The organism is Rhodoferax potami (assembly GCF_032193805.1).
Taxonomy (GTDB): domain Bacteria; phylum Pseudomonadota; class Gammaproteobacteria; order Burkholderiales; family Burkholderiaceae_C; genus Allorhodoferax; species Allorhodoferax potami_A.
Genome location: NZ_JAVBIK010000001.1, coordinates 2,387,233 through 2,412,863, shown reverse-complemented (window position 1 = coordinate 2,412,863; position 25,631 = coordinate 2,387,233). Strand labels below are relative to the sequence as shown.

Below are 25,631 nucleotides of genomic sequence, written 5' to 3'. Positions count from 1 at the left end.
AGCGGGACTTGAAAAACCTTGTAACTGTGGCGTTCAACAGCTCGGGAAAACCCTCGGTACAGGCAACGCGGCCACAACCGTTACTGATACGTGCGGGCGTCTTCGATCACTTTGCCATCGTTGGCAAGGCTTCCGGGGCTCACGAGGCTGACGTCTCCCCGCAGCTTGGTGACATCCCGTACCGCGTCTGCCACGCGCTGGGCCAAGCCCTCGTGGGAGCCATCGACTTCAAGCATCAAGGTCATCCGGTCATTGGCCATTTCACCGCTAACCACCAGGCGCGCCTTGCCAATCTCCGGGAAACGCTTGACCACTTCGTCAATCTGTTTGGGATGCACGAACATGCCGCGCACTTTGGTCGTCTGGTCCGCACGCCCCATCCAGCCCTTGATTCGGGTGTTGGTGCGCCCCGTCGGGCATGGGCCACTCAGCACGGCTGACAAATCGCCGGTGCCAAACCGTATCAGGGGGTAGTCCGGGTTCAAGCTGGTTACCACCAACTCCCCAACTTCGCCCTCCGGCACCGGATCGCCCGTGCCGGGCCGGACGATCTCGACAATCACCTGCTCATCCAGCACCAAGCCTTCGCGGGCACGGGTCTCGTACGCAATCAGCCCGAGGTCCGCAGTGGCGTAGCACTGATAGCCATCGACGCCATGGGCCGTGAACCAGTCACGCAACGACGGCGGATAGGCCTCGCCGCCAAACATGGCTTTGGTCACGCTGGGGAGTGCCACACCCATCTCTAAGGCTTTTTCCAGAATGATTTTCAAGAAGCTGGGGGTACCGATATCAGCCGGCGGGCTGCAGTTCGGCCATTGCCTGCACCTGCTGCTCGGTCTGGCCCGTGCCGCCCGGAAACACGGTACACCCCAAGGCATGGGCGCCGGTTTCCATCATCGAGCCGGCAGGCACAAAGTGGTAGCTGAAACTGTTGTGGATCAACTCACCGGGGCGAAAGCCCGCGGCATAGATGGCGCGCGCCATGCGCCAGTAGTCAGGCGCGGTGCCTTCGGGCTCATAAATCGGACCCGGGCTTGCAAACACCCGACGCATGGCGGCACCAAAACCAATGGTGCTGAAGCCGCCAAACACATTGCCCGCTTGCGCACGGGCCGATTGTTGCAGCGCTTGCAGCTCTGACTTGCGGGTGACCGGCAAGCGCGCCAGCGCCTCGCGGTTCACGATGGTGCCGGCATCGACCCCTTGTAGCACCGCCGCAAACGCCGGGCTGTGCTGTTGTGCATGGGCTACTTGCCGGGGCAGGGCTGCCATGTGGGCCGCATGGCGCTCGGCCTGCGAACGGGTTTCCAGGGCGTCGTAGGCAGGGGTCATAAGCACTCCATCGGCATTTCTGCTATTAAATCAGTAGCTACTTGCGCTTATTTAATGAGCGCTAGCACCATATTTCTTATAAATTTCAGGCCAGCCAACGCTTGCGGCGTTTGTAGCTCTTGACGTCTTTAAAGCTCTTGCGCTCGCTGCCGCCCACCCCGAGGTAGAACTCTTTGACGTCTTCATTGCTGCGCAGGTCTGCGGCCGCGCCGTCCATCACCACCCGGCCGCTTTCCATGATGTAGCCGTAATCGGCGTACTTCAAGGCCATGTTAGTGTTTTGCTCGGCCAGCAAAAATGTGACCTTCTCTTTAGCGTTGAGGTCTTTTACGATCTCAAACACCTCTTCCACAATCTGTGGCGCCAGGCCCATCGAAGGCTCATCCAGCAACACCATGCTGGGGTTGGCCATCAGCGCGCGGCCAATGGCACACATCTGTTGCTCACCGCCCGAGGTATAGGCCGCCTGGCTGGTGCGGCGGGTCTTGAGGCGAGGAAAGTAGTTGTAAACCTTCTCGAGGTTGGCCGCCACCTCGGCCTTGCTCTTGCGGGTGTAACCGCCGGTGAGCAGGTTTTCTTCGATCGTCAGGTGGGCAAAACAGTGCCGTCCTTCCATGACCTGCACCACACCGCGCTGCACCAGGTCGGCAGGGCTCAGGTTTTCGATGCGCTCGCCGCGCAGCTCGATACTGCCCTTGGTAACCGCGCCCCGCTCTCCGGCCAGCAGGTTGGAGACGGCCCGCAGCGTCGTGGTTTTTCCCGCCCCATTCCCCCCGAGGATGGCCACAATGCCGCCTTCGGGCACCTGAAGGGAAACTCCCTTGAGCACCAGAATGACGTGGTTGTAAATGACCTCAATGCCATTCACGTTGAGAACGATGTTTTTCGGTTCCATAACTCAGCCTTTTTGACCAGATGAAAGCCCCGATGCACGGCGCTTTCATCTGGAGAGTGGCATGCGGAGCAAGCCACCCTTCCAGAAACACCGCGGAACCGGCTACGCCGGGCCGCTGGTGTTGTCCCCCGGAGGGGGGAGAACCGCTACACGCAGTGAGCGGTCAACGGGGGTGCTTTCAAGACTGGCAGTCGCTACCCGCGCGGCGTGTGAGCTTTTTCTCAGCGGCATACTTGTCCGCTGCGGCCTTCACCATCGGCTTGATGATTTGGTCGTCGGCTTGCATCCAATCGGAGGTCCAGTCGAAAGACTTGCCGTTCCAGGTGTGAACACGCGCCCATGCCGCGCCCATGTGGTCTTGGCAGCTGGTAGAAATCGGGCGCATCACGCCCTTGAAGCCCAGAGCATCCAACTTGGGTTGCGTCAGGTTCAGGTTCTCATAACCCCAGCGTGCTTGCTCTCCGGTCATGACCTTGCCCTTGCCGAAACGGTCCTGGGCAGCGCGCACGCCTTCCACAGCCAGCATGGCGCTCATCATTCCGCGCATGTAGAGCACCTGGCCGACCTCTTCTTTCGGTCCGGTACCTTGGCCCTTGCCATGGAGCTTGTCCAAGACCTCTTTGATGACAGGCGCGCCAGTTTCGGCACCGTGCTGCATCATCACGGCGTTGTAGCCCTTGGCACCTTCACCGACGTCTTTCACGTCAGGTTCAGCACCAGCCCACCAGACGCCATACATTTTGTCGCGTGGGTAACCGGTGGCTTGCGCTTCCTTGAGGGCGGTGGAATTCATGACGCCCCAGCCCCAGTTCAGCACGTAATCGGGGCGGTTTTGACGGATTTGCAACCAGGTCGCCTTTTGCTCAACACCGGGATGGGTCACTGGCAACAAGCTCAGCGTAAAGCCGTGTGCCGCTGCTCGCTCTTGCAGCAAGGGGATCGGCTCTTTGCCGAATGGGCTGTCGTGATAAACCAAGGCAATCTTCTTGCCTTTGAGCTTGTCATAGCCGCCTTCTTTTTTGGCGATGTGCTGAATCAATACGTCAGCAGCCACCCAGTAGGTGCCGGCCAAAGGAAAGTTCCACTTGAACACGCCGCCATCAGCCGATTCACTGCGACCGTAGCCAGCAGTGATCAATGGAATTTTGTCTGCGGGAGCCTTCTCGGTCAGCGCAAACGTGATACCGGTCGACAGGGGCTGAAACACTGTGGCACCCTTGCCTTTCAAACGTTCGTAGCACTCGACACCCCGGTCGGTCGCATAGCCAGTCTCACACTCTTCAAACGAAAGTTTCACCCCATTGAGGCCGCCGCGGGCGTTGACCAGCTTGAGGTAATCCACATAACCATTGGCAAAGGGAACGCCATTCGGCGCATAGGCACCCGTGCGATACACCAGCACAGGAAAAAATTGCTCCTTGTCCTGGGCGAAAGCTGACGAGGTACCCACCAGAGCGGACACCCCGGCGGCAGCCACACTGGCGGCGATTGCGAGTTGACGAAGCTTCATGTTGTGTCTCCTAAGTTGGTTGAAGCGAGAGAGGAAAGCCGGACTTTCAAAGAACGGAGATGTCTGAACATCTCAATGCGGGAAAGGCCAAAGACGCATTTTTTGCTTGCCGATAGACCAGAGCTTGGCCAGCCCGTGCGGCTCCACAATCAGGAACCAGACGATCAAGGCACCGAACACCATGTACTCGGTGTGCGAGACCAGCGCGGTCGAAATACTGACGCCGAACAGGTCGCCCACCGCTGGCAGGAACTGGTTCAAAAAGATGGGCAAGATCACAATGAATGCGGCCCCGAAGAAGCTCCCCATGATGGACCCCATGCCGCCGATGATCACCATGAACAACAACTGAAAAGAGCGATCAATCGAGAAGGCCGCAGGCTCCCACGAGCCAAGGTGGATAAAGCCCCACAACGCCCCGGCCACACCCACGATGAAAGAACTCACGGCAAAGGCGCTGAGCTTGGCGTACACCGGACGAATACCGATCACCGCAGCTGCCACGTCCATATCGCGAATGGCCATCCATTCACGACCGATCGCAGAGCGCACCAGGTTCTTGATCATCACGGCGAATAACACCACGAAGGCCAGGCACAGCAAGTATTTGTCGACGGGTGAGTCAATCGTCCAGCCCAGGATGGACAGGTTGGACACCGACACCGAGCCCGATGCGTTGTTGTTGGTAAACCAGCCAATCCGCAAGAAGGCCCAATCGCAGAAAAACTGCGCCGCCAAAGTCGCTACTGCCAAATACAGGCCTTTAACCCGCAAGCTCGGTATCCCGAAGAACATGCCAACCAGCGTTGCAAAAAAGCCGCCACTGAGCAGGGCTACGATCAAGGGAACGCCCTCGATCCGGACATAGGTGTTGTAGGCCATGTAGGCACCCACCGCCATGAATGCGCCGGAGCCCAACGAGATCTGCCCGCAATACCCCACCAGTACATTCACACCCAAAGCTGCCAGGGACAGGATCAAGAAGGGAATCAAGATCGCACGAAACATGTACTCGTCGACCAGCATCGGAACCACAAACACAGCGATGGCCAACAGCACCAGGAGGCCCCAACGGTCTTGCACGATGGGAAAAATCTGCTGGTCAGCGCGGTAGCTGGTTTTGAACTGACCGTTCTCTCTGTAAAACATGAAGTAGCTCCTTAGACGCGGTCAATGATTTTTTCGCCGAACAAGCCTTGTGGCCGGAACAGCAGGAATACCAGCGCCAGCACATAGGCAAACCAGATTTCGATACCGCCGCCCACCATCGGGCCGAGGTACACCTCGGACAGCTTCTCACCGACGCCGATGATCAAGCCGCCAATAATCGCGCCGGGCACTGACGTGAGCCCACCCAAAATAATCACCGGCAGGGCCCGCAAAGCGACGGTCGTCAGCGAAAACTGAACCCCGAGCTTGGAGCCCCAAATGATCCCTGCCACCAAGGCGGTGATGCCTGCGACGCACCACACGATCACCCAGATGCGGTTCAGTGGTATGCCGATACTCTGTGCAGCCTGGTGGTCATCTGCCACAGCGCGCAGCGCACGGCCGGTACTGGTTTTCTGGAAGAAGAGCGACAGTGCTGCAACGAGCACAGCAGCCACGACAGCGGCAATCACATCCTCTTGATTGACCAGCACGCCACCTTCAAATACCGACTCAAACAAGAAGATCGGGTCTTTGGGCATGCCCACATCGATCTTGTAAATATCGCTTCCGAAGATGGTCTGACCCGCTCCGTCGATGAAGTAGGTAATACCCAAGGTCGCCATCAGCAAGGTCACCCCTTCCTGGTTCACCAGGTGGCGCAACACCAAGCGCTCGATAAGCCACGCCAAGACGAACATCAAAATCGCCGACACAAAGAAGGCCAGCAAATTACCCAAGAACTTGCTCTCCAGCCCCAGCCACTGAGGGATCCACACAGAGAAACGTGCCATGGCCAGTGCCGCGAACAGCACCATGGCCCCTTGCGCGAAGTTGAAAACGCCAGAGGCTTTGAAAATCAGCACAAAGCCCAGCGCCACCAGGGCATACAACATGCCGGCCATGAGGCCGCCAAACAGTGTTTCTAGAAAAAAACCCATGATTCCATTCCCTTCAGTGGCTGGTGCCGAGGTAGGCACTGATCACATCGGCGTTGTTGCGCACTTCGTCGGGGGTGCCATCGCCGATTTTTTTACCGTAGTCGAGCACCACCACACGGTCGCTGATGTCCATGACCACGCCCATGTCGTGCTCGATCAACACCACCGTGGTGCCGAACTCGTCATTCACATCCAGCACAAAGCGGCACATGTCCTGCTTCTCTTCGACGTTCATGCCGGCCATGGGCTCGTCGAGTAACAGCACCTGCGGCTCCATTGCCAGCGCGCGGCCCAAGTCCACCCGCTTTTGCAGGCCGTAGGGCAGTTGGCCCACCGGGGTTTTGCGGTAGGCCTGGATCTCCAGAAAATCGATGATGCGCTCCACCGCCTCGCGGTGTTGGATTTCCTCGCGCTCGGCAGGGCCGATGCGCAGGGCCTGCATCAGGATGTTGCTTTTGATCTTGAGGTTGCGGCCGGACATGATGTTGTCCAACACGCTCATGCCCTTGAACAAGGCCAAGTTCTGGAAGGTGCGGCCAATGCCCATGGTGGCCACTTGGTGGCTGTCCATATGTTTGAACTGCTGACCACGGAAGGTGATGGCACCTTCCTGGGGGGCATACACGCCATTGATGCAGTTCAGCATCGAACTCTTGCCCGCGCCGTTAGGTCCGATGATGGCGCGGATCTCGTGTTCGCGCACATCAAAGCTGATGTCGGTCAGCGCCTTCACGCCCCCGAAACGCAGGGAGATGTTTTTGACGTCGAGGATGACGTCACCGATTTTCTTTTCGCTCATGCTGCAGCCTTTACGGGGGCAAAGGTTTGGGTATCTTCGATTCGCAGCGTGGCGCTGACGCTGCCGGTGCGGCCGTCTTCAAACTTCACCACGGTCTCAATGAATTGGGTGCTCTTACCCTCGTACAGGGCATCCACCAGGACTTGGTATTTGTCGGCGATAAAGCCACGACGGACCTTGTTGGTGCGGGTGAGTTCGCCATCGTCGGCATCCAGCTCTTTGTGCAGCACCAGGAAGCGGCTGATCTGGCTGCCGGCCAAGAGGGCATCGGCACTCAGGTCGGCGTTGACCTTTTCCACGCACTCTTTGATCAGCTCATAGACCTGGGACTTTTGCGCCAGATCGGTGTAGCCCGCATAGGGCAAGTTGCGGCGCTCGGCCCAGTTGCCCACCGCGTCAAAATCGATGTTGATCAGCACACACACCCGGTCGCGGCCATCGCCATAGGCCACCACCTCCTTGATGTGCTGGAAGAACTTGAGTTTGTTCTCCACGTATTTGGGCGCAAACATGGCGCCGTCAAATGCACCGCCCTTGATGCGCCCCACGTCTTTTACGCGGTCGATGATCTTCAGGTGCCCCTGCGCATCAATAAAGCCCGCATCGCTGGTGTGATACCAGCCGTCGGCCGTCAACACCTCGGCAGTAGCGGCAGGGTTTTTGTAGTACTCCTTGAGCAGTCCGGGCGACTTGACCAGGATTTCTCCGTTATCCGCCACCTTGATCTCCACCCCCGCGCAGGGCACACCCACGGTGTCGGCGCGGGCCTGGTTGTCCGGCTGCAAGCACACAAACACCGCCGTCTCGGTAGACCCGTAGAGCTGCTTGAGGTTGATGCCAATCGAGCGGTAAAAAGTAAACAGGTCGGGGCCGATCGCCTCGCCGGCGGTGTAGGCCACCCGCACGCGGCTGAGGCCCAAGGTGTTACGCAAGGGGCCGTAAACAAACACATTCCCCAGGGCATACAAAGCGCGGTCAACACCCGACACCTCCAGCCCATCCATCAGGGCCGGGCCCACGCGCTTGGCCACATCCATGAAGTAATGGAACATGTTGCGCTTGATGCTGCCCGCGTCTTCCATGCGGATCATCACGCTGGTGAGCATGCCCTCAAACACCCGGGGTGGAGCGAAGTAGTAAGTCGGCCCGATTTCCTTCAGGTCGATGGTGGCAGTCGCGCTGCTCTCTGGGCAATTCACCACATAGCCGCAAGACAACCACTGCGCGTAGCTGAAGATGTTCTGCCCGATCCAGGCGGGTGGCATATAGGCCAGCACCTCTTCGGCGCTGGTGAGCTTGTCGAAATCAGCACCGGCGCGCGCCCGGTTGAGCAAAGAGTCGTGGGTATGCACCACCCCTTTGGGGTTGCCGGTGGTGCCCGAGGTGAAGAACATGGCAGCCACATCGGTGTGCGTGATCTTGGCCACTTCATCGCGGAAGAAAGCTGGGTGAATCGCCGCAAAGGCTTTGCCTGCCGCCTGCAACTCGTCCATACCAGCCAGCCCGGGCTGGTCGTAGTTGCGCAGGCCGCGTGGGTCGTCAAAGTAAATGTGCTGGAGCTGTGGGCACTGCTCGCGCACCTCCAGCAGTTTGTCGACCTGCTCCTGGTCTTCGGCAAAGGCAAAGCGCACTTCGGCGTTGTTGATCGGGAACACACACTCGGGAGCGGCAGCGTCTTGGTAGAGCGGAATAGGCACAGCGCCCAGGCTTTGCACGGCCAGCATGGTGGCGTACAAGCGGGGGCGGTTGGCCCCCACCACCACCATGTGGTCACCGCGCTGCAAGCCTGCCTGGTGCAGTCCGGCCGCCAGCTGTTCCACCATCACTGCAAGGTCACCCCAGCTCAGTGATTGCCAGATGCCGTATTCCTTTTCGCGCATGGCAGCGGCCTGCGGACGCTGACTTGCGTGTTGCAGCAGCAGCTGCGGAAATGTCGTGTGCGTACCCATTGCGTGTCACCTCGTTATGGCCCGCGGTGTGCTCGATGCGGACTTTGATATGACCCGAATAGTAGGACTGCATTTGACGCCAAGTTGTCGTTTGGACGACAATTCAAGCGAATCTCGGTAGGTGTTTTCCCTTCGCTGAATGGCAACTTACACGCCGGCACCATGAAGCTCTCACCATGTCCACCCCACGCATCGCATCCGCCACTGACGCCACGCTGCACCAGCGCCGGCGCCCCCTCACACCCGCAGAGCTGGACGCAATTCCCTGGCTGAATTTGCTGGCCCCTGCCGACCGGGAGCGCGCAGTCGATGACCTGCGCATTGCCGAGGCCGAGCCCGGTGAATACATGTGCCGCATGGGGCGGCCGGTGACCTACTGGTTTGGCGTGATCGACGGCCTGCTCAAGATGAGCAGCGACAACGCCGAAGGCCAGACCATGACCTTCACCGGCGTGCCGCCCGGCGGCTGGTTCGGGGAGGGCACCGCCCTCAAGCGCGAGACCTACCGCTACAACATCCAGGCCCTGCGCAAGAGTCTGGTGGCGGGGCTGCATGTAGACACTTTTCATTGGCTGCTCGATCACTCAATTGCCTTCAACCGCTTTGTGATGAACCAGCTCAACGAGCGGCTGGGCCAGTTCATTGCCGCCCGCGAAATCGACCGCATGACCAACCCCGACATCCGGGTTGCGCGCAGCCTGGCCTCGCTGTTCAACCCGGTGCTCTACCCCGGCGTGGGTGAGGTGCTGCGCATCACCCAGCAGGAGCTGGCGTACCTGGCCGGCCTCTCGCGCCAGCGGGTGAATGAAGCACTCAACGCCCTGGAGGCACAGGCCGTCATCAGGGTCGAATACGGTGGCTTGCGCGTGCTGGATTTGCAAGCCCTTCGCTCCAAAGTGTTTACCCGCCCGTTGACGTAGCGCACCTCCTCGAAGATGCGCCTCAACCACAGGGAATCACCATGCTGACAAGCGAAGAGCTGGAAGCACGCAGGCAGGACTTTCGCCTGCTGGAGCGCATCAGTCTGCCGATCTGGGTGTTCGATATCGACCAAAGCCAGGTGCACTGGGCTAACGATGCCGCGCTCACCCTCTGGCGTGCAGAGAGCCTGTCCGAGCTGTGCAGCCGCGACATGGGGGCAGACATGTCGGCCTCAGTGGCCAAGCGGCTCAAGCAATACCAGAGCGACTTTGTGCAGGACGGCGCCAACTTCAGCGAGCAGTGGACCATTTACCCCGCTGGCGTGCCCATCTCCATGAATATGCAGCTCAGCGGCATCCACATGACGGACGGGCGCATGGCCATGCTGTGCGAAAGCCGCATCATTGAACCCGACCGCCCCGAGGCGCTGCGCTCGGTAGAAGCCTTGCTGCACACCGATGTGATGATCACCCTCTACGACCGGGAAGGCGGGGTGCTGTACCGCAACCCCGCAGCCCGCGAATCGGTGCCCAACCTCAACATGCGCATGGCCGAGCGGTTTCAGGACATAGAAGCGCTGGAGCGCATGCTGGCCATGCTCGAGCTGAACGGTGAGGCCACCCTGACCCTGCCCACCCTCACCACCCGCAACCTGCGCTGGCACGAGGTGTCGGTGCGCCTGTGCCGCGATGCGGTCACCGGGCGCGATGCGGTGCTGATGAGCGAAGTGGATGTGACGGCCATCAAGCACGCGCAAGACCACTCCCAGTACCTGGCGCGGCACGACTCCCTGACCGGCCTGCCCAACCGCAGCCATGTGATGCAGCGCTTTGCCGACACCTTGCGCGACATGGGAGAAGGCGTGACCGAGGCTGCGCTGATCTACATCGACCTGGACCACTTCAAAGACATCAACGACACCCTGGGCCATGCCGCGGGCGACGCCCTGCTGGTGCAAGTGGCCGAACGGCTGCGCTTGATTACCCGCAGCAGCGACATGGTGGCCCGGCTGGGCGGGGATGAGTTCCTCATCCTGATGGTGGCGCACAACATCCGCGACGAGGTGGAGCGCGTGCGTCAGCGCCTGAGCAGCACCGTAGCGCAGCCCATTCAACTCCATGGCACCGAAGTCATCGTCACCCCCAGTGTGGGCGTGAGCTTTTACCCCGAACACGGCCAGGAGCTGGACACCCTGCTGCGCAATGCCGACCTGGCCATGTACAGCGCCAAAGAGAGCGGCCGCAATGCGCTCAACATCTTCGAGTTACCCATGGCGCAGCGGGTGCAGCAGCGGCTGGAGCTGGAAACCGAGCTGCGCCACGCCCTGACCCGCCAAGAGTTTGAGCTGTACTACCAGCCACGCGTGGATGTGGCCACCGGCCTAGTGCGCGGCGCCGAAGCGCTGATCCGCTGGAACCACCCGCTGCGCGGCGTCGTGGGGCCGGACGCCTTCATTCCCACCTGCGAGAGCACCGGCATGATCAATGCCCTGGGCGACTGGGTGTTTGAGCAAGCTGCGCGGCAGCAAGTGCAGTGGGCCCGTGAAGGGCTGGACTTGAAGATTTCCATCAACCTCTCTCCCCGCCAGTTCCGCGACCCGGAGTTGCTGAACCGCCTGGCCCGCATCGTCACCGCCAGTGCGGCGCAACCGGCGCGGCTGGAACTGGAGCTCACCGAATCGATGCTGCTCGGCGTGGCACCCCACACCCACGAAACGCTGGACGATTTGCGACGCATGGGCTTCTCGATCAGCGTGGACGACTTCGGCACCGGCTACTCGAACTTGGCCTATCTGAACCGGTTTCCGATCCAGGTGCTGAAGGTGGACAAAACCTTTGTGCAAGACATCGAGGCCAATCTCCCGGTGGCCGAGCTCATCGTCTCGATGTGCCGCTTGATGCAGCTCCACATCGTGGCCGAAGGGGTGGAAACACCGGCCCAGCTGGCGTGGGTGCAGGCCCAAGGCATCGAGCAATACCAGGGCTACCTGTTTGCCAAACCTATGCCGGCTGCTGCTTTTGTGGCCAGAGTGCGGGCCTAGTGCATGCGCCAGCTCCCGGGAATGAGAAAATACAGGCCATGACAAACACCACAGAACGCCCCACCCTGCCCGACCACCTTTCTGCCGACCCGCGCAGCCCGCACCATGTGGCGGCCGTGTTTCAGCACGACATCGGCATCCGCTTCAATGACAAAGAGCGCAACGACGTCGAGGAATACTGTGTCAGCGAAGGCTGGATCAAAGTGCCCGCCGGCAAAACCGTAGACCGCAAGGGCAAACCCCTGCTGATCAAGCTCAAGGGCAAGGTCGAGGCCTACTACAACTAAGCCCGCAGCCAGCCACTATGGCCCATGAAGACCGGGACGGGGACCCCAGCCAGCAGCGCGAGACAGACAAAGAGCGCCAGCTGGAGGCCACCCGGGCCCGGTTTTCTGCCTTCAGTCGCAACCATTTGAGCGCATCCCCACCCTCCGCACCGCGCCAGACCGGCCTGATTCCGCTCATTCTGTTTTGGTGCGCGGTCATGGGCTTGCTGTATGCCGGCATGACGTACTACCTGCGCCCGCAGCAGGTCCGGATACAGGCCAACGGCGATCTGGTCATCCAGCGAGCTCCGGACGGACATTTTTATGCACCGGGCCGCATCCAAGGCCGGGAGGTGATGTTTCTGGTGGATACCGGGGCCTCGCTGGTGACGGTGAGTGAAACCTTTGCGCGCCAAGCCCAACTCACAGGCGGCACTTCCACTGTTTTCCGCACCGCCAATGGCGACCGGCCCGGGCGCATTGTGGAGGGAATCCCCGTTCAAATCGGCCCGGTAGAAGTCAACCGGGTCCGGATCGGCATTGGCCTGTCGGTGGGCGACGACAATCAGGCCTTGCTCGGCCAATCCTTTTTGTCCAAGTTTGACGTCATTCTTGGAAAAGACCAGATGGTCTTGAAACCTCGCTAACACTGGCATCCGCTGCCGATTAGTAGCAAAATCTGCCTCTAGCGCTCATGGAATGTGCGCAAGCAGCTCCTAAAAACATAGCATCCGCACCATGACCGAACCCACTTCGCCCCGCCCTGTTTTGCGCCGCGCGCCTCCACCGGCCGCCCATGAAGCCGCCCTCACCACGGGCGCACGACGCGCCCCACCTCCAGCAGCCAACCGCCCTTCAGGCAACCGCGCCATTCCCCAGGGCCAGAGCAACACCGCCGCCCATGGCGCCGGCGGCACCGTGCGACTGAACAAGCGCATGGCCGACCTCGGCATGGCGTCCCGCCGCGAAGCGGACGAGTGGATCGGCAAGGGCTGGGTCAAGGTCAACGGCAAGGTGGCCGAGATGGGCATGCAAGTGCTGCCAGATGTGCGCATCGAAATTGACAAGCAGGCCCAAGGCCAGCAGGCCAACCAGGTCACCATCCTGCTCAACAAGCCACTGGGCATTGTGAGCGGGCAGGCCGAAGACGGGCACGAGCCCGCCATCAAGCTGATTCAGCCGCAGAACCGCTGGCGCGATGACAACGCGCGCTTCTTTTTCCACGGCAGCCAGCTCAAAAGCCTGGTGCCCGCGCCGGCTGGACATTGACTCCACTGGTTTGCTGGTGCTCACCCAGGATGGCCGCGTGGCCCGCCAGCTGATCGGTGAAGACTCGGTCATGGAGAAGGAATATTTGGTGCGCGTGGCCTACACCGGGGTTGCCAACCCCAGCGCCGCGAATTCGCCCGCCGCCACCTATCCCGGCTTGCCCGGCCGCGGCCAGCCTCAGCAACTGATCCGCCTGGACGATGACGACCCGATCACCAGCGACGTGCAAAGCGTTTTCCCACCCGAGAAGCTGCAACTGCTGCGCCACGGCCTGAGTCTGGACGACCAGCGCTTGAAGCCCGCCAAAGTGGAATGGCAGAACCCGGAGCAGCTGCGCTTTGTGCTGACCGAAGGCAAAAAACGCCAGATCCGCCGCATGTGCGAGCTGGTCGGCCTGAAAGTGGTGGGCCTGAAACGGGTGCGCGTGGGCAAGGTGATGCTGGGCAATCTGCCGGTGGGCCAGTGGCGCTACCTGCAGCCGCACGAAAAGTTTTAAATACAAGGCGCTTATGCCCACACCGCCCCGCACCAAGGTCTCTGCCAAAGCCATCGCCACAGACCTGCGGGGCGCAGCCCAGCTGGCCACCCAGGGCACCTTAGGGCTTGCCCGCATGGCCGAAGGCGTGCACCAGTCGGTGCTTGGCACGTTGGGCGCACGGGGCGACACCAGCAGCACCCAAACAGGCAGCCACCCGCAAGCCACCGGCCTGACCGGCTGGGTCTACAGCGCAGTGCGCGGCATCACCACCCTGGTCGGCAAGTCGGCAGATACCGCCTTGCGCGCCCTCACCCCTTTGCTGGAAACTGCTGGCGCACAACCCCCTGAATCCCCCCAACGTGCCGCCGTCGTGGCTGCGCTCAATGGCGTGCTGGGCGACCACTTGGCCGCCACCGGCAACCCGCTGGCCACGCCCATGAGCTTGCGCTTTAACGGTGTTGTGCTGGAGCCCGGCCACATGCCGGCCCCGACAGCGGTCAACTGCAAGCTACTGATCGTGCTGCACGGCCTGTGCATGAACGACCTGCAGTGGGAACATGCGGGAGCAGACGGCACCCCCACCAGCCACGCCGCCGCGCTGGCGCAAGCCCATGGCTACACCCCTGTTTTTGTGCGCTACAACACCGGCCTGCACACCTCAGTCAATGGCGCAGCGCTGTCAGAAAAGCTAAGCGAGCTGGTAGCGCACTGGCCTGTGGCGGTAGAAAGCATAACCGTGCTGGTGCACAGCATGGGCGGGCTGGTGGCGCGCAGTGCCTGCGCCCAAGCGCAAACCGCTGCCACAGTGGTCGCATGGCGCCCTTTACTAAAGGCCTTGGTGTTCTTGGGCACACCCCACCACGGTGCGCCGCTGGAGCGCGCGGGCAATTGGGTCGATGTGGTGCTGGGCAGCACGCCGTATTCACGCCCGCTGGCCAAGCTGGGCCAGCTGCGCAGCGCCGGCATCACCGACCTGCGCTACGGCTTGGTGCAAGCGTCCGACTGGCAAGGCCACGACCGCTTCCGCCGCCAACCCGGCCGGCGCACCCACCTGCCCCTGCCCGAGGGCGTGGCCTGCTACACCGTGGCCGCCACCGTAGCCAAACCGCGCAGCCTGCTGGCGGAGCGCCTAGTAGGCGACGGGTTGGTGCCCCTGCAGAGCGCCCTGGGCCGGCACGACGATGCCGCCCGCACCCTGCGCTTCGCCAAAAACCAGCAAGCCGTGGTGTACCGGCTCCATCACATGGAGTTGCTTAGCAGCCCTGTGGTGCGCGACCTGTTGGTCAATTGGTTGGCCTGAGCCTGTCACGCCTGTCACAGCTGCCACTCAAGCACGGCGCTCCGCATCTTCGAGGGCCAGCAGCAAGCTGGTGCGGTACTTGCGGGCGACTTCCTGCCAATGCAGGCCGCTGATCGCTACCTCCAGAGCCCAAAGCAAGTTCAAGCTGGCGTTGCCGCCTTGGCGCTTGACTTGGAGGTAAGCCGCCACCGAACCCAGGCGATGCAGGTCTGCCAAGGTGTGGATGCCTGCAGCGATCAGCATCGCCTGTGACTTGGGGCCTAGATTGGGAAGACGGGCAAGGTGGCTGACCATGGGCGAATCTCGTGACCGCTAACTGGGTGCGGATACGGCTGTCGTATGAATTTCTCGAACCCAAAAACCTAGAACGGACCGGATACCTCGCAGCTCAACTCGCTGACCCGTCACTGGCAAAGGGCCGACAACACGCCCTTGCACACAAGCCTCACCGGTGGCGCCATCTAGGCGAAATGTGAAATCCTGTTTACAACCTTTCCCCGATGTCCGGACAGGCTCTGCCTTCAATACGACCGCTGACACTCCAGTTTGGAGGGAACCTGTGAGGTAGGCCAAGCCATAGACATAGCCCAAAGGCGCTGCAACAAGTACACCTGCAAGGGATAGTGCCATCACCGGAAAACCCAGCAGAACCCGAAATATGTGCGTCGGCATTTTGTGTTCCAGCCCAGCACTGAGGCGGCTATGCCAAGACGGAATGCACCAAAAGCCCAACAACAGAATTCCGCCAAGGGCAAAAATCAGCCGCCATGCCCAAATTGACAGTCGGGTCGTAGCAATCAAGTACTCCGTCATTTCAGCGGTCAGACCAAAGCCCAAAAGAATGAACAGAAAAAAGGCGACAGCTAGCCGGACACGGAGTTTCTTGTTTTGAAGCATTTGGCAATGCTAACCATCTGCCCAGCCTCTTGAAACCCACCCCGGCGCCCATAATTAAGGGTTGCCCGCGTCGCAAGCGAAATGTCTGGCGGCGCACATCGCTTTTTTGAGACTCAGAGACGGAACTATGACCAAGCAAACCATGAATTTCCAGGCCGAAGTAGCCCAGCTGCTGCACCTGGTGACGCACTCCCTGTACTCCAACAAAGAAATTTTCCTGCGCGAGTTGATCTCTAACGCGTCCGACGCTTGCGACAAGCTGCGTTTTGAAGCGATCAACAACAGCGGCTTGTACGAGAACGACCCCGAGCTGAAGGTCAAAGTCACCTTCGACAAGGACGCCAAGACGCTGACCATTACCGACAACGGGATTGGCTTGTCGATGCAGGAAGCCATCGACAACCTGGGCACGATTGCCAAGAGCGGCACCAAAGACTTTGTGAGCAAGCTCAGCGGCGACCAGAAGGCCGACAGCAACCTGATCGGCCAGTTCGGCGTGGGCTTTTACTCCGGCTTTATCGTGGCTGACAAGATCACCGTCGAATCCCGCCGTGCCGGCTTGAAGGCCGATGAAGCGGTTCGCTGGGTCAGTGACGGCGGCGCCAGCGGCGGCGGCGCGTTTGAAGTGGAAGGCATTACCCGCGAAGCGCGCGGCACCAGCGTCATCCTGCACCTGCGCGAAGACGCTACTGACTTCGCCCAAGCCTGGAAGGTCAAGGGCATCATCAACAAGTACTCTGACCACATCAGCCTGCCCATCCAGATGGAAAAGGAAGAGTGGAAAGACGGCGAGTTGATCACGCCCGGAGACGAGAACGGCGGCCGCCAGCCCGGTGGCATGGTCAAGACCGGCGAGTGGGAAACCGTCAATAAGGCCAACGCCATCTGGGCACGCGCCAAGAAAGACGTGACCCAAGAGCAGTACGACGATTTCTACAAGCAGATCAGCCACGACTTTGAAGCGCCCCTTGCCCACACCCACAACCGGGTGGAAGGCAGCACCGAATACACCCAGCTGCTGTACATCCCCGGCAAAGCGCCCATGGACCTGTACAACCGCGATCACAAGGCCGGCTTGAAGCTGTATGTGAAGCGCGTGTTCATCATGGACGACGCCGAAGCCCTGCTGCCCAGCTACCTGCGTTTTGTGAAAGGCGTGGTGGATTCCGCCGACCTGCCCCTGAACGTGAGCCGCGAGCTGCTGCAGGAAAGCCGCGACGTAAAAGCCATTCGCGATGGCAACACCAAGCGTGTGCTCTCCATGCTGGAAACCTTGGCCAAGAACGACAAGCTGCCGGAAGCCGCCGACGGCGTAACAGACGTCCTTAGCGCTGAAGAAAAGGCCGAACAAGAGGCCAACCTGGGCAAGTACACCAAGTTCTACGCCGAATTCGGCGCGGTGCTCAAAGAAGGCCTGGGCGAAGACTTCGGCAACAAAGACCGCCTGGCCAAGCTGCTGCGCTTTGCATCCACCACCAGCGACACGGCCACCGTGGCACTGGCCGATTACAAGGCGCGCATGAAAGAAGGCCAAGAGGCCATCTACTACATCACCGCCGACACACTGGCCGCCGCCAAGAACAGCCCGCAACTCGAAGTATTCAAGAAAAAGGGCATCGAAGTGCTCTTGATGACAGACCGCGTGGACGAGTGGGCCCTGAACTACCTGCACGACTTTGACGGCACGCCGATGCAAAGCGTGGCCAAAGGCGCAGTGGACCTGGGCAAGCTGCAAGACGAGTCTGAGAAGAAGGCGGCTGAAGAAGCTGCCGAAACCTTCAAGCCCGTGCTCGCCAAGCTGAAAGAAGCACTCAAGGACAAGGCTGACGACGTGCGTGTGACCAGCCGCCTGGTGGACAGCCCCGCCTGCCTCGTGGTGCAAGACCATGGCATGAGCACCCAGCTGGCGCGCATGCTCAAGCAAGCCGGCCAGAGCGCACCCGAAGTGAAGCCTGTGCTAGAAGTGAACGCCGATCACCCGCTCGTGAAAAAGCTGGACGGCTCGGTGCACTTCCACGACCTGGCCCACATCCTGTTCGACCAGGCCTTGCTGGCGGAAGGTGGCCTGCCAGCAGACCCCGCCGAGTACGTGAAGCGAGTGAATGCGCTGCTGGTGTAAGGCCAACCGAGAACAGGAGGCAAATCGGCCTCCAACCCTCGTAAAAGGGCCACAATACGCTACTTAATTAATAGCAAAATGTACGCCAAGCCCCGACATCGGATGATGTTCGGGGCTTTTTAATGAAGTACAGGCGTTACACCCCGTGCACCGGCCTTCCTGTAAAAGCCTGCACCTGATTACGACCGGCCGCCTTGGCGGCATAAAGCGCCTGATCAGCCTGGTCGATCACCGCCTCCAGCGACTCGACGCTATGGCTGGTTTGCCCGGCCGGGGCACACGCGTAGCCGACTGAGAACGTAAAGCGCACATTGCGCCCATCTTTCATGCGCACAGATTGCTTGCCCGCCTCGTCCACCAAGCGCCGGGCAAAGCGGCCTGCCTCTTCGGCAGAGCAGGCGTGTAGCAGCACACAAAACTCCTCCCCGCCGTAGCGCACCGCGATGTCTGACAGCCGGGTCCACTGCGACAGCATGCGGGCGGCATGTGCCAGCACCGCGTCTCCACCGGCATGGCCGAAGTTGTCGTTGATGCGCTTGAAGTTGTCCATATCCACCATCACCAGTGCATAGCCCTGCGCTTGCAAGCGGGCCGCCTTGGTGGAGACCATTTCAAAGAAAGCGGTGCGGGTGTAGAGACCCGTCAGGCCATCGCGGCGCAAGCGGTCGCGCATCTCGGAGTGCATGCGCTCACTCACCATCACAACAAACACCACCGTCACCACCGTGAAATACAAAGCCCCCACACACAGCGCCACGATCTGCGTAGGAGAGTTCGCAACCGTCGACACCTGCACGGCATTCCCGTTCAGTGCCATGCCCGCCCTGACAAAGAACACCAGTGCACCCAGGCCGTGCATCAGATTCAACACCCTTCGCCAATGCGCCCCAGAGCGCCCGCGTGCGCCCCTCACCATCCACGCCGCCAACACCAGCTGAAAACCCATCGCCATCGACATGGAGAAAACCCCGAACTCGGGCGCGGTTTCCAGGAAAAACACCGCCAAAACACCCGACAAGCCAACCGCACCGCTCAAAACCATGCTGCTCAAGGGCGCCGAGACCTTCAAGAGCTTGGCGTAGGCCAGCATGGTGAGTGGCACCACGGCCAACATCGTCAGGTTAGCAAGCAGATAGGTCAAAACCCAGGGGCCAGTCCCCCGAAAAAAGAACAGGAAAAAAGCAAGCGAAGCCAGGGCCAGACTTGCAGACCACTCATGCAAACCCAAACGCCTAGAGCCACTGCCCCGCGCGAGCAGCGCACAGAGGATGGCGAGACTGAACGCCAAGAGGCTGATGGCGAAAACCAAAGTCGCGGCGTCGAGCCGCAGGTGAACCGTCGTGTACAAAACCGCTCCCTGAAAACGGATGGGCTTTCCTCTGCGGGAATGGCCTCGACATCGCGTGTTGATATCAACGACTGAGCAAATATTGTTCCATGCGCCGGGGGCTGCAGAACTGAAAAACGCTGTTTTTCTAAACTTGCCCCTCCGACTACAGCCCCGGGGGCGCGCCGATATCATGGGCCCCTCATTTCCAGCACTGCCACCGGCAGCCCGTACCTGTGGACACACCTCTTTTGAGCGAATCGGAGATCCGCCACCGCATTTGGCAGGAGTTACAGCGCGCAGTACCTGACCGGCACCACGAGTGGCGCACACCTGTGCTGGCCACTCTGGGGGTGGATGGTGCGCCGCAAGCACGCACTGTCGTGTTGCGCCACGCCGATGCCGGGCAAGCCGTGTTGCACATCTACACCGACAGCCGCAGCCCCAAAGTCGCCGAGCTGGAGGCCGCCCCTCAGGTGAGCCTGGTGTTCTGGAGCAAGCGATTGAGCTGGCAGCTCCGTGTGCGGGCGCAAGCCACTGTGGTGCGCAGCGGCCCGGAGGTGGACGCGGTGTGGGCACGTATCAGTACCTCCGCAGCCGCTGGGGACTACCTGTCGGCTCAGGCACCGGGTGCAGCACTGGAAGCGGCAGCCGACGCGCGCGCCGGGAGCCCCGGCGGAGCCCACCACCTCGCACTCATCAAGCTGCAGGTGCACGAGATTGACTGGCTCGAACTCGCACGAAGCGGCCACCGCCGCGCCAGCCTGACCCGCACCAAGTGGACATGGCGGGTTCCCTAAACCCGCGTCGCAAACAAGGCCTGCGGCATTGCGCTACAACCGGGGCTGCCAGCATGTTCTGGCGCTCTTGAGCAGCCCATGCCCGCAGCGATCCGCCCCTCTTCCCCGACACCATCAACGGCCCCTGAGCACGCAGCCGCCCCACCCGCTGAACGCTCGTGCGACGGGCTCACGGTCATGTTCGATGGCTCCTGCCCCTTGTGTCGACGTGAGATCGGGCTCTACCAGTCCTTAGCGTCTTTGCAGCCGGTGCAGTGGCTGGATGTGAGCGAAGTGCACAGTGGGCTGGAGCCTGCAGAGCAAGCGCGTTTGCTGGCACGTTTCCATGTGCGGCAGGCAGACGGGCGCATGCTCAGTGGCGCGGCCGCTTTTGTGTCTTTGTGGCTGGCCATGCCGGGCTGGCGCTGGCTGGGTCGATTCGGGCGGTTGCCGGGGGTGACTCCGGTGCTCGAGTGGGCCTATGTCCACTTTTTGCGCTTCAGGCCCCATTTGCAACAGTGGGTGCGGGCCGCTGAGCTGGCGCACTTGCCCGCCGACATGGTGGCCGACCTGCGCTCAGACCATGCGGGCGAGACCGGCGCCGTTGCGGTGTACCGCGGCATGCTGTGGGCCTCGCGCCACCCCGACATTCAAGAGCTCGCGCGGCGCCACCTGCAGACTGAACAAGAACACCTGGAAGTCATGAACGCCTTGCTGCCTCCCCTGCGCCGCAGCTGGCTGCTACCCCTTTGGAGGCTCGCAGGTTTTGTGACCGGCGCACTGCCGGCGCTGGTCGGACCGCCTGCGGTGTATGCCACTGTTGCGGCGATCGAGACCTTTGTCGATAAACACTACCAAGACCAACTGGACCGGATTGCGGGCCGACCCGAAGCCGCCACGCTGCAAAGGCTCTTGAGCGATTGCCGCAACGACGAGCGAGAACACCTTGAGGAGGCGAGCAACAAACTGGTCGCAGCACCGGGCTGGGGTGTCAGGGCGTGGTGCAGAGCGATTGGCGCTGGCTCGATGATCGGCGTGTGGCTCACACGGCGCATCTGATCAGGGTGTGAGGCGCCCCGTCACGGCCCAGACACCATTGCGCCGGCCGAGCACCACCGCCTCGCCGGATGCAGGTACCACGCCGGTAATGGCGGTGATGTTGACTTGGTGGGTCACCACCACCAAGAGCCCTTTGCCCGCCCAGGCGTTGAGCAATGCCCGGGCAGCTTGGGTTTGGGTCGGGGCAGCATCCAGCTCACCGAAAAATGAATTGAATGCAGCCTGGTCCAAGCGCTGGCCCGGGAAAGCGAGGTCGGCGGTTTCACGGGTCCGGCACCATTGGGAGGACCAGACCGCCTCAACGGGCACCGGGAGCTGCCGGAAAAACTTGCCAATGCGCACCGCTTGCGCCCGCCCCTCGTCATTGAGGTTGCGCTGGGTGCTGCAGTCATTCAACACGAATTGCGCGGGGTCACCCACACCGGGTGCCAAGGCATGGCGGACCAGTACCACGCTGCCGGGCTTCAACTCTGCTCCAGCACCACTGGCATTCACGGCACCAGCAGCGAATGCCGCGGACCACGCAAGTGACACAAAGAGAAGGCCACGAAACCAATGCTGCAAATTTTTCATGGGGCCATTTTTTCAGACCTGTTCGCCAACAGCAGGCACGCCCATAAATGCCCCTTTAGGCGTAGTCGTCAGCGACCCGTGCATCCGCAAAACGCAGCTTGATCGACGCCCTTTCGTCCGTGGCGGCCAGCAGCGCCTCGACACAGGTCTTGTCCAGCAAACCCTTTGCCGCCTCTGCACGCAGCTCGGTGCACACGGCGTCGTCATTCCAGGAGTCCTTGTAGGCACGCCGGTTACTGAGCGCGTCGTACACGTCCGCCACCGCCACAATGCGTCCCTCCAGGGGAATCTGGTCCATCGTGAGCCCGCGGGGATAACCGGACCCATCACCACGTTCGTGGTGGGTCGCCACAATGTTGCGCATGACCTGCTCCTGCAGGCTGCCCACCAGCCCCAAGTCCTGGCTGATGCGACGGATGATGCTTTCGCCCATGGGCACATGGCGCTTCATGATCTCGTATTCCTCCGCATCCAACCTGCCGGGCTTGAGCAGGATGTGATCCGGGATTCCCACTTTGCCGATGTCGTGTAGCGGTGAGAACAACTCCAAGTACTCGATGTACTCGTCACTCAGGCCGTGGCTCTGCGCCAGGGCACGCGCCATGATGCGCGAGTAATACGCAATGCGCTCCAGGTGCTGACCGGTCTCGAAGTCCCGGGAGCGGGCCATATCCACCGCCACCTGAATCGCGCTCACAATGCCGCGGGCTAAACGGCGTTGCGTCAAAAACAGGTGGGCAATCAGATCGGTGAATTCGACCAATTCCTCCACATCAGCGTCGGTAAATGCATGGAGCTGCTTGGCATCGTAAAACAGGAAGCCTGCCAATTCATTGCCCTGATAAATGGGCGTGGTCACGCTGGACTGGTAATGGTGGAGCTTGAGCCAGGTGCTGTGGGAAGAAGACTGGAAGTCTCTGGCTATGTCGTGGATCACCCGCGTGCCCCGCTGCCGGGCCATAGCGCTGAGGGTAGGCACATCGGCCAGTGCGACCTCGTGGTGCAGCGGGCGGCCATCGTCGTGGCTACTGCTGACCAAGGTTTTCAAGAGCCCGGTCTGCACATCGTGAGCGACGACCGCAATCCGGTCGACCACCGCGACGCGCGTGCTGACCAGACGATGAATCATCTCTAATTGGGAGGCAAGCCCTTCACGGGGCGGGGCTTCGACCACATCGTGCGGCGAAAGCGCAGACAAAATGGGGTACAACTTCATGGCAGCCATTGTTGCGCGATATGGGCGCCTTGCGTAAAAATTTGGCAAGTCTGTTCCGACACCCATTTGATTTTCAACCTCACTCTACGACCCACTATGAAAACCAGCCTCCGTATTTCCTGTGTTGCTCTGGCCTTGTTGGCCCAGGGCGCATTTGCCCAAAACGCTGTCACGGCAGCCGCTGCCAAAGAAGATGGCGCCGTCGTCACCGCCAGCGGGCTGGTGTACCGCAGCCTCAAAGAAGGCACCGGGGCCAGCCCCAAAGCCACTGACAAGGTGACCGTGCATTACAAAGGCACTTTTCCGGATGGTCGTGAATTCGACAGCTCGTACAAGCGCGGCCAGCCGATTGATTTCCCGCTCAATGGCGTGATCCCGTGCTGGACCGAGGGTGTGCAGCGCATGAAAACCGGCGGCAAAGCCAAGCTGACCTGCGCGCCGGACATCGCTTACGGTGCCCGTGGCGCGGGTGGCGTGATCCCCCCGAACGCAACGCTGGTGTTTGAGGTGGAGTTGTTGGGTGTGAACGGCAAGTAATTGGTGTGACGGCTGCTCAGACTGGGTCCGCGCGATTTCTAGTTTGAACGGCCACTACACGGATAACCCGCCCCCCGAAACGCTTTTGCCATGTCACCCATCCGCATATTGATTGCTGAAGATCACGCCATGCTCGCAGACGCGTTGCAGATGCTGCTCTCCAGCCAAACCGACATGCACTGCGTGGGTGTCGCACCCAGTGGCCAAGAGGCAGTAGAACTGGCAGCACACCTTCAGCCCGATATCCTCCTGTTGGATCTTGGTATGCCGGGGCTTGATGGCTTGGGAGTGATGCGAGAGCTCCAAGCCGCAAAGTCTGCAACCCGCACCCTCGTGGTGACTGCACGCATGGACTCTGGCTCGGTAAGGGCGGCACTTGCGCTGGGCGCAGCAGGGTATTTGCCGAAGAACGAGAGCGGTAGCGAACTGCTGCTTGCCATCCGAAGAGTTGCAAAGGGTAGGCGCTACATCAGCGCTGATATCGCCAGTCTCTTTGTCGATGACGCCGAATCCCAGAATACTGAACACAAGCTCACCAGCAGCGAAACAACCATCCTGCAATTGGTGGGTGACGGCCTGACCAGCAAGGAGATAAGCCTGAAGCTCAACATCAGCGAAGGCACAGTCCGCAAACACCGGGAGAATCTGCGCAACAAGCTCGGTATCCGCAACAGCGCAGAAATGGCCGCCTATGCGATCCGCACACAGAGCGGAACCACCACTCCCGGCGAGCTGTAACGCCATGTGCCGGCATCAGGGAAAGTCTACCGGCACGTTTTGGTTGCGAGTACTCACGCCACACAGGGTAAACACAGAACCCCGCCCGGGCGCGCTTCGCAACGTGATGTCTGCCCCCAGGTAAGTGGCTTGTGCCTTGGCGATTGCCAAGCCGAGGCCATGGCTATCGCTGGCCTTGCGGTCGTCAAAACTGCGATAAGCATCAAACAAGTACGCCTGTTGCGGCAGTGGTATGCCACACCCACTGTCTCGAACCTCAATACACAGTTGCCCGCCTTCGCGATACAGAGTCCTGCGACGCACCCCCACGTACACCACGCCCGCACCCGTGTGCTTGATGGCATTGCTGATGAGATTTTGCAAAATCGATTCGAGCATCCGCCGATCAACCCACACCGACTTGCAACGAAGACTGTCCAAATTTGCAAAGCGCAAACGGATCCCTTTCGCAGCAGCCTGATGTTCGAACAGCGTAAGCAACCCGGCAAACAGCCCCGCCAGAGACACTTGCTCTATATGCAGTCGCAGCGCACCAGACTCCAGACGCGACAGCTCGAGCAAGCGACTGACCTGCCCGTGAAGTTCGCTGAGGGCTTTTTCCATTTTTGGAGTCACGCTCTCCAGAACGCTGACCTTATCTGGAGGCTCTGTATGCCGCAAAACGCCAAGGTACAAACCGATCGCACGTATCGGCTGCTTGAGATCGTGACTCACGCCGGCCAAGAACAGTGACTTGGTTTTGGACGCGCTCTCTGCGGCAGCTTTGCGCTCGCCCAAGTCCGCAATCAACTGCTGATTTTCGAAGCGCAGTCGGATCGACTCCCGATGCATTCGATTCGCTGCATACGCATATTGTGAGGTGACGACCAGAAACAGCACGTTCAAACCGACCAGCATGAAGTGCTCTTCGCTACCCGCGCGAATCAGCAAAAACAAATAGGGCAGATGCGTGGAAAGGACAAACAAGAAAAAAGTCGGCAGGTACACCGAGGTCGGCACCACGGCTCCCACAACGATCACCGTCATATACGTCGCAAGAACCATCATCGTGACGGGATCTTGCGCATCAAAGTACAAACAGGCGAACACGCCGGATACAGCCCCCGTCGGCACTGACGGCCACGCGTATTGATGCAGGATCGTTTTGTGCACGCCATGCTCATGGAGCCGCCTGCGCATCTGCGCCTCAATCCAGACGCGCACACCAACCGTTGCAAGAGTCCAGACAGTCCAGAGTGCGATCAGCCAAACAGCTGCTTTGCCCAGCAGCAGCCCGACACATACCACTACCAAGAGAAGTGCACCTGTAATCGGAAACGGTAAATCAATCAACAAATGCCGAGCGAAGGCCTGCTCCTGGAAAGCCTGGAGAGTCATTGCCTGCGCTTGTCGGGTCATGGAGCTCAGCCTCTTGAGAGTAAGGGGACGTGTTACAGATTCTTATCAATCGACAAGACAAGCACAACGTGCCCAGCGTTGAATTCCATGCAATTTCTACCGGCATAGTCCGACCGGACTAACAGCAAGCCCATC

General features: G+C 60.6%; 24 protein-coding genes and 1 pseudogene. 12 read left to right on the top strand and 13 right to left on the bottom strand.

Annotated elements, in window-relative coordinates; translation table 11 throughout:
- Positions 1-80 precede the first annotated feature (80 nt).
- The 7 genes and pseudogenes from RAE19_RS11535 to RAE19_RS11505 form a co-directional block, all read right to left on the bottom strand.
- A pseudogene (locus RAE19_RS11535) lies at positions 81-1,335 on the bottom strand (phenylacetate--CoA ligase family protein).
- A gap of 85 nt (positions 1,336-1,420) precedes the next feature.
- Positions 1,421-2,230: an ABC transporter ATP-binding protein gene (locus RAE19_RS11530; RefSeq protein ID WP_313875017.1), complete on the bottom strand. Its 810-nt coding sequence runs from the start codon at positions 2,228-2,230 to the stop codon at positions 1,421-1,423.
- A gap of 178 nt (positions 2,231-2,408) precedes the next feature.
- Positions 2,409-3,740 (bottom strand): ABC transporter substrate-binding protein, encoded by a 1,332-nt coding sequence (locus RAE19_RS11525; RefSeq protein WP_313875016.1) that lies wholly within the window; start codon positions 3,738-3,740, stop codon positions 2,409-2,411.
- Between the two features lie 72 nt (positions 3,741-3,812).
- Complete coding sequence (locus RAE19_RS11520; RefSeq protein WP_313875015.1) at positions 3,813-4,889, bottom strand: branched-chain amino acid ABC transporter permease; 1,077 nt, start codon at positions 4,887-4,889, stop codon at positions 3,813-3,815.
- 11 nt (positions 4,890-4,900) lie between these two features.
- Entirely contained in the window at positions 4,901-5,830 is a 930-nt protein-coding gene (locus RAE19_RS11515; protein WP_313875014.1) for a branched-chain amino acid ABC transporter permease, read from the bottom strand.
- A 13-nt stretch (positions 5,831-5,843) separates the two neighbouring features.
- Positions 5,844-6,629, bottom strand: coding sequence for an ABC transporter ATP-binding protein (locus RAE19_RS11510; RefSeq protein WP_313875013.1), 786 nt, complete (start codon positions 6,627-6,629; stop codon positions 5,844-5,846).
- Complete coding sequence (locus tag RAE19_RS11505; RefSeq protein ID WP_313875012.1) at positions 6,626-8,578, bottom strand: AMP-dependent synthetase/ligase; 1,953 nt, start codon at positions 8,576-8,578, stop codon at positions 6,626-6,628. The genes RAE19_RS11510 and RAE19_RS11505 overlap by 4 nt, the downstream gene beginning before the upstream one ends.
- 176 nt (positions 8,579-8,754) lie before the next feature.
- Here RAE19_RS11505 and RAE19_RS11500 point away from each other — a divergent pair, with 176 nt between their 5' ends.
- The 7 genes from RAE19_RS11500 to RAE19_RS11475 all read left to right on the top strand — a co-directional run bounded on the left by RAE19_RS11500 (position 8,755) and on the right by RAE19_RS11475 (position 14,853).
- Positions 8,755-9,498 (top strand): Crp/Fnr family transcriptional regulator, encoded by a 744-nt coding sequence (locus RAE19_RS11500; protein WP_313875011.1) that lies wholly within the window; start codon positions 8,755-8,757, stop codon positions 9,496-9,498.
- Between the two features lie 41 nt (positions 9,499-9,539).
- Positions 9,540-11,540 carry a putative bifunctional diguanylate cyclase/phosphodiesterase gene (locus RAE19_RS11495; RefSeq protein ID WP_313875010.1) on the top strand — a complete coding sequence of 667 codons (2,001 nt, stop codon included), beginning with the start codon at positions 9,540-9,542 and terminating at the stop codon, positions 11,538-11,540.
- A gap of 38 nt (positions 11,541-11,578) precedes the next feature.
- On the top strand, positions 11,579-11,827 hold the full coding sequence (locus tag RAE19_RS11490; protein WP_313875009.1) for a DUF3297 family protein: 249 nt from the start codon (positions 11,579-11,581) through the stop codon (positions 11,825-11,827).
- A gap of 17 nt (positions 11,828-11,844) precedes the next feature.
- Positions 11,845-12,453, top strand: coding sequence for a retropepsin-like aspartic protease family protein (locus RAE19_RS11485; RefSeq protein WP_313875008.1), 609 nt, complete (start codon positions 11,845-11,847; stop codon positions 12,451-12,453).
- Between the two features lie 91 nt (positions 12,454-12,544).
- Positions 12,545-13,075, top strand: a complete 531-nt coding sequence (locus RAE19_RS19445) for a S4 domain-containing protein (RefSeq protein ID WP_430962532.1) — start codon at positions 12,545-12,547, stop codon at positions 13,073-13,075.
- Entirely contained in the window at positions 13,005-13,571 is a 567-nt protein-coding gene (locus tag RAE19_RS11480; RefSeq protein WP_430962531.1) for a pseudouridine synthase, read from the top strand. Before RAE19_RS19445 ends, RAE19_RS11480 begins: the two co-directional genes overlap by 71 nt.
- 13 nt (positions 13,572-13,584) lie before the next feature.
- Complete coding sequence (locus RAE19_RS11475) at positions 13,585-14,853, top strand: esterase/lipase family protein (protein WP_313875007.1); 1,269 nt, start codon at positions 13,585-13,587, stop codon at positions 14,851-14,853.
- 27 nt (positions 14,854-14,880) lie between these two features.
- On the opposite strand, the gene RAE19_RS11470 is transcribed toward RAE19_RS11475, so the two are convergent.
- Both RAE19_RS11470 and RAE19_RS11465 read right to left on the bottom strand, forming a co-directional pair.
- Entirely contained in the window at positions 14,881-15,147 is a 267-nt protein-coding gene (locus tag RAE19_RS11470) for a TfoX/Sxy family protein (protein WP_313875006.1), read from the bottom strand.
- 18 nt (positions 15,148-15,165) lie between these two features.
- Positions 15,166-15,750, bottom strand: coding sequence for a hypothetical protein (locus tag RAE19_RS11465; protein WP_313875005.1), 585 nt, complete (start codon positions 15,748-15,750; stop codon positions 15,166-15,168).
- Positions 15,751-15,877: 127 nt separating this feature from the next.
- Here RAE19_RS11465 and htpG point away from each other — a divergent pair, with 127 nt between their 5' ends.
- Complete coding sequence (gene htpG, locus RAE19_RS11460; RefSeq protein WP_313875004.1) at positions 15,878-17,869, top strand: molecular chaperone HtpG; 1,992 nt, start codon at positions 15,878-15,880, stop codon at positions 17,867-17,869.
- Between the two features lie 136 nt (positions 17,870-18,005).
- Here the strand turns inward: htpG and RAE19_RS11455 are convergent, their stop codons facing one another.
- The gene (locus tag RAE19_RS11455; RefSeq protein ID WP_313875003.1) at positions 18,006-19,217 is read right to left on the bottom strand and encodes a GGDEF domain-containing protein; all 1,212 of its coding nucleotides are present in this window, start codon (positions 19,215-19,217) and stop codon (positions 18,006-18,008) included.
- A 215-nt stretch (positions 19,218-19,432) separates the two neighbouring features.
- On the opposite strand from RAE19_RS11455, the gene RAE19_RS11450 reads away from it, so the two are divergent.
- Positions 19,433-19,996, top strand: coding sequence for a pyridoxamine 5'-phosphate oxidase family protein (locus tag RAE19_RS11450; protein WP_313875002.1), 564 nt, complete (start codon positions 19,433-19,435; stop codon positions 19,994-19,996).
- A gap of 78 nt (positions 19,997-20,074) precedes the next feature.
- Positions 20,075-21,034, top strand: a complete 960-nt coding sequence (locus tag RAE19_RS11445; protein ID WP_313875001.1) for a demethoxyubiquinone hydroxylase family protein — start codon at positions 20,075-20,077, stop codon at positions 21,032-21,034.
- Here RAE19_RS11445 and RAE19_RS11440 read toward each other — a convergent pair whose 3' ends face one another.
- Both RAE19_RS11440 and RAE19_RS11435 read right to left on the bottom strand, forming a co-directional pair.
- Positions 21,035-21,607, bottom strand: coding sequence for a histidine phosphatase family protein (locus RAE19_RS11440; protein WP_313875000.1), 573 nt, complete (start codon positions 21,605-21,607; stop codon positions 21,035-21,037).
- A gap of 55 nt (positions 21,608-21,662) precedes the next feature.
- Positions 21,663-22,823 (bottom strand): HD domain-containing phosphohydrolase, encoded by a 1,161-nt coding sequence (locus tag RAE19_RS11435; protein ID WP_313874999.1) that lies wholly within the window; start codon positions 22,821-22,823, stop codon positions 21,663-21,665.
- Between the two features lie 96 nt (positions 22,824-22,919).
- On the opposite strand from RAE19_RS11435, the gene RAE19_RS11430 reads away from it, so the two are divergent.
- A complete protein-coding gene (locus RAE19_RS11430; protein WP_313874998.1) occupies positions 22,920-23,360 on the top strand; it encodes an FKBP-type peptidyl-prolyl cis-trans isomerase in 441 nt (146 codons plus the stop codon).
- Positions 23,361-23,450: 90 nt separating this feature from the next.
- Entirely contained in the window at positions 23,451-24,098 is a 648-nt protein-coding gene (locus RAE19_RS11425; protein WP_313874997.1) for a response regulator transcription factor, read from the top strand.
- 15 nt (positions 24,099-24,113) lie between these two features.
- Here the strand turns inward: RAE19_RS11425 and RAE19_RS11420 are convergent, their stop codons facing one another.
- Positions 24,114-25,496, bottom strand: coding sequence for a sensor histidine kinase (locus RAE19_RS11420; RefSeq protein ID WP_313874996.1), 1,383 nt, complete (start codon positions 25,494-25,496; stop codon positions 24,114-24,116).
- Positions 25,497-25,631 lie beyond the last annotated feature (135 nt).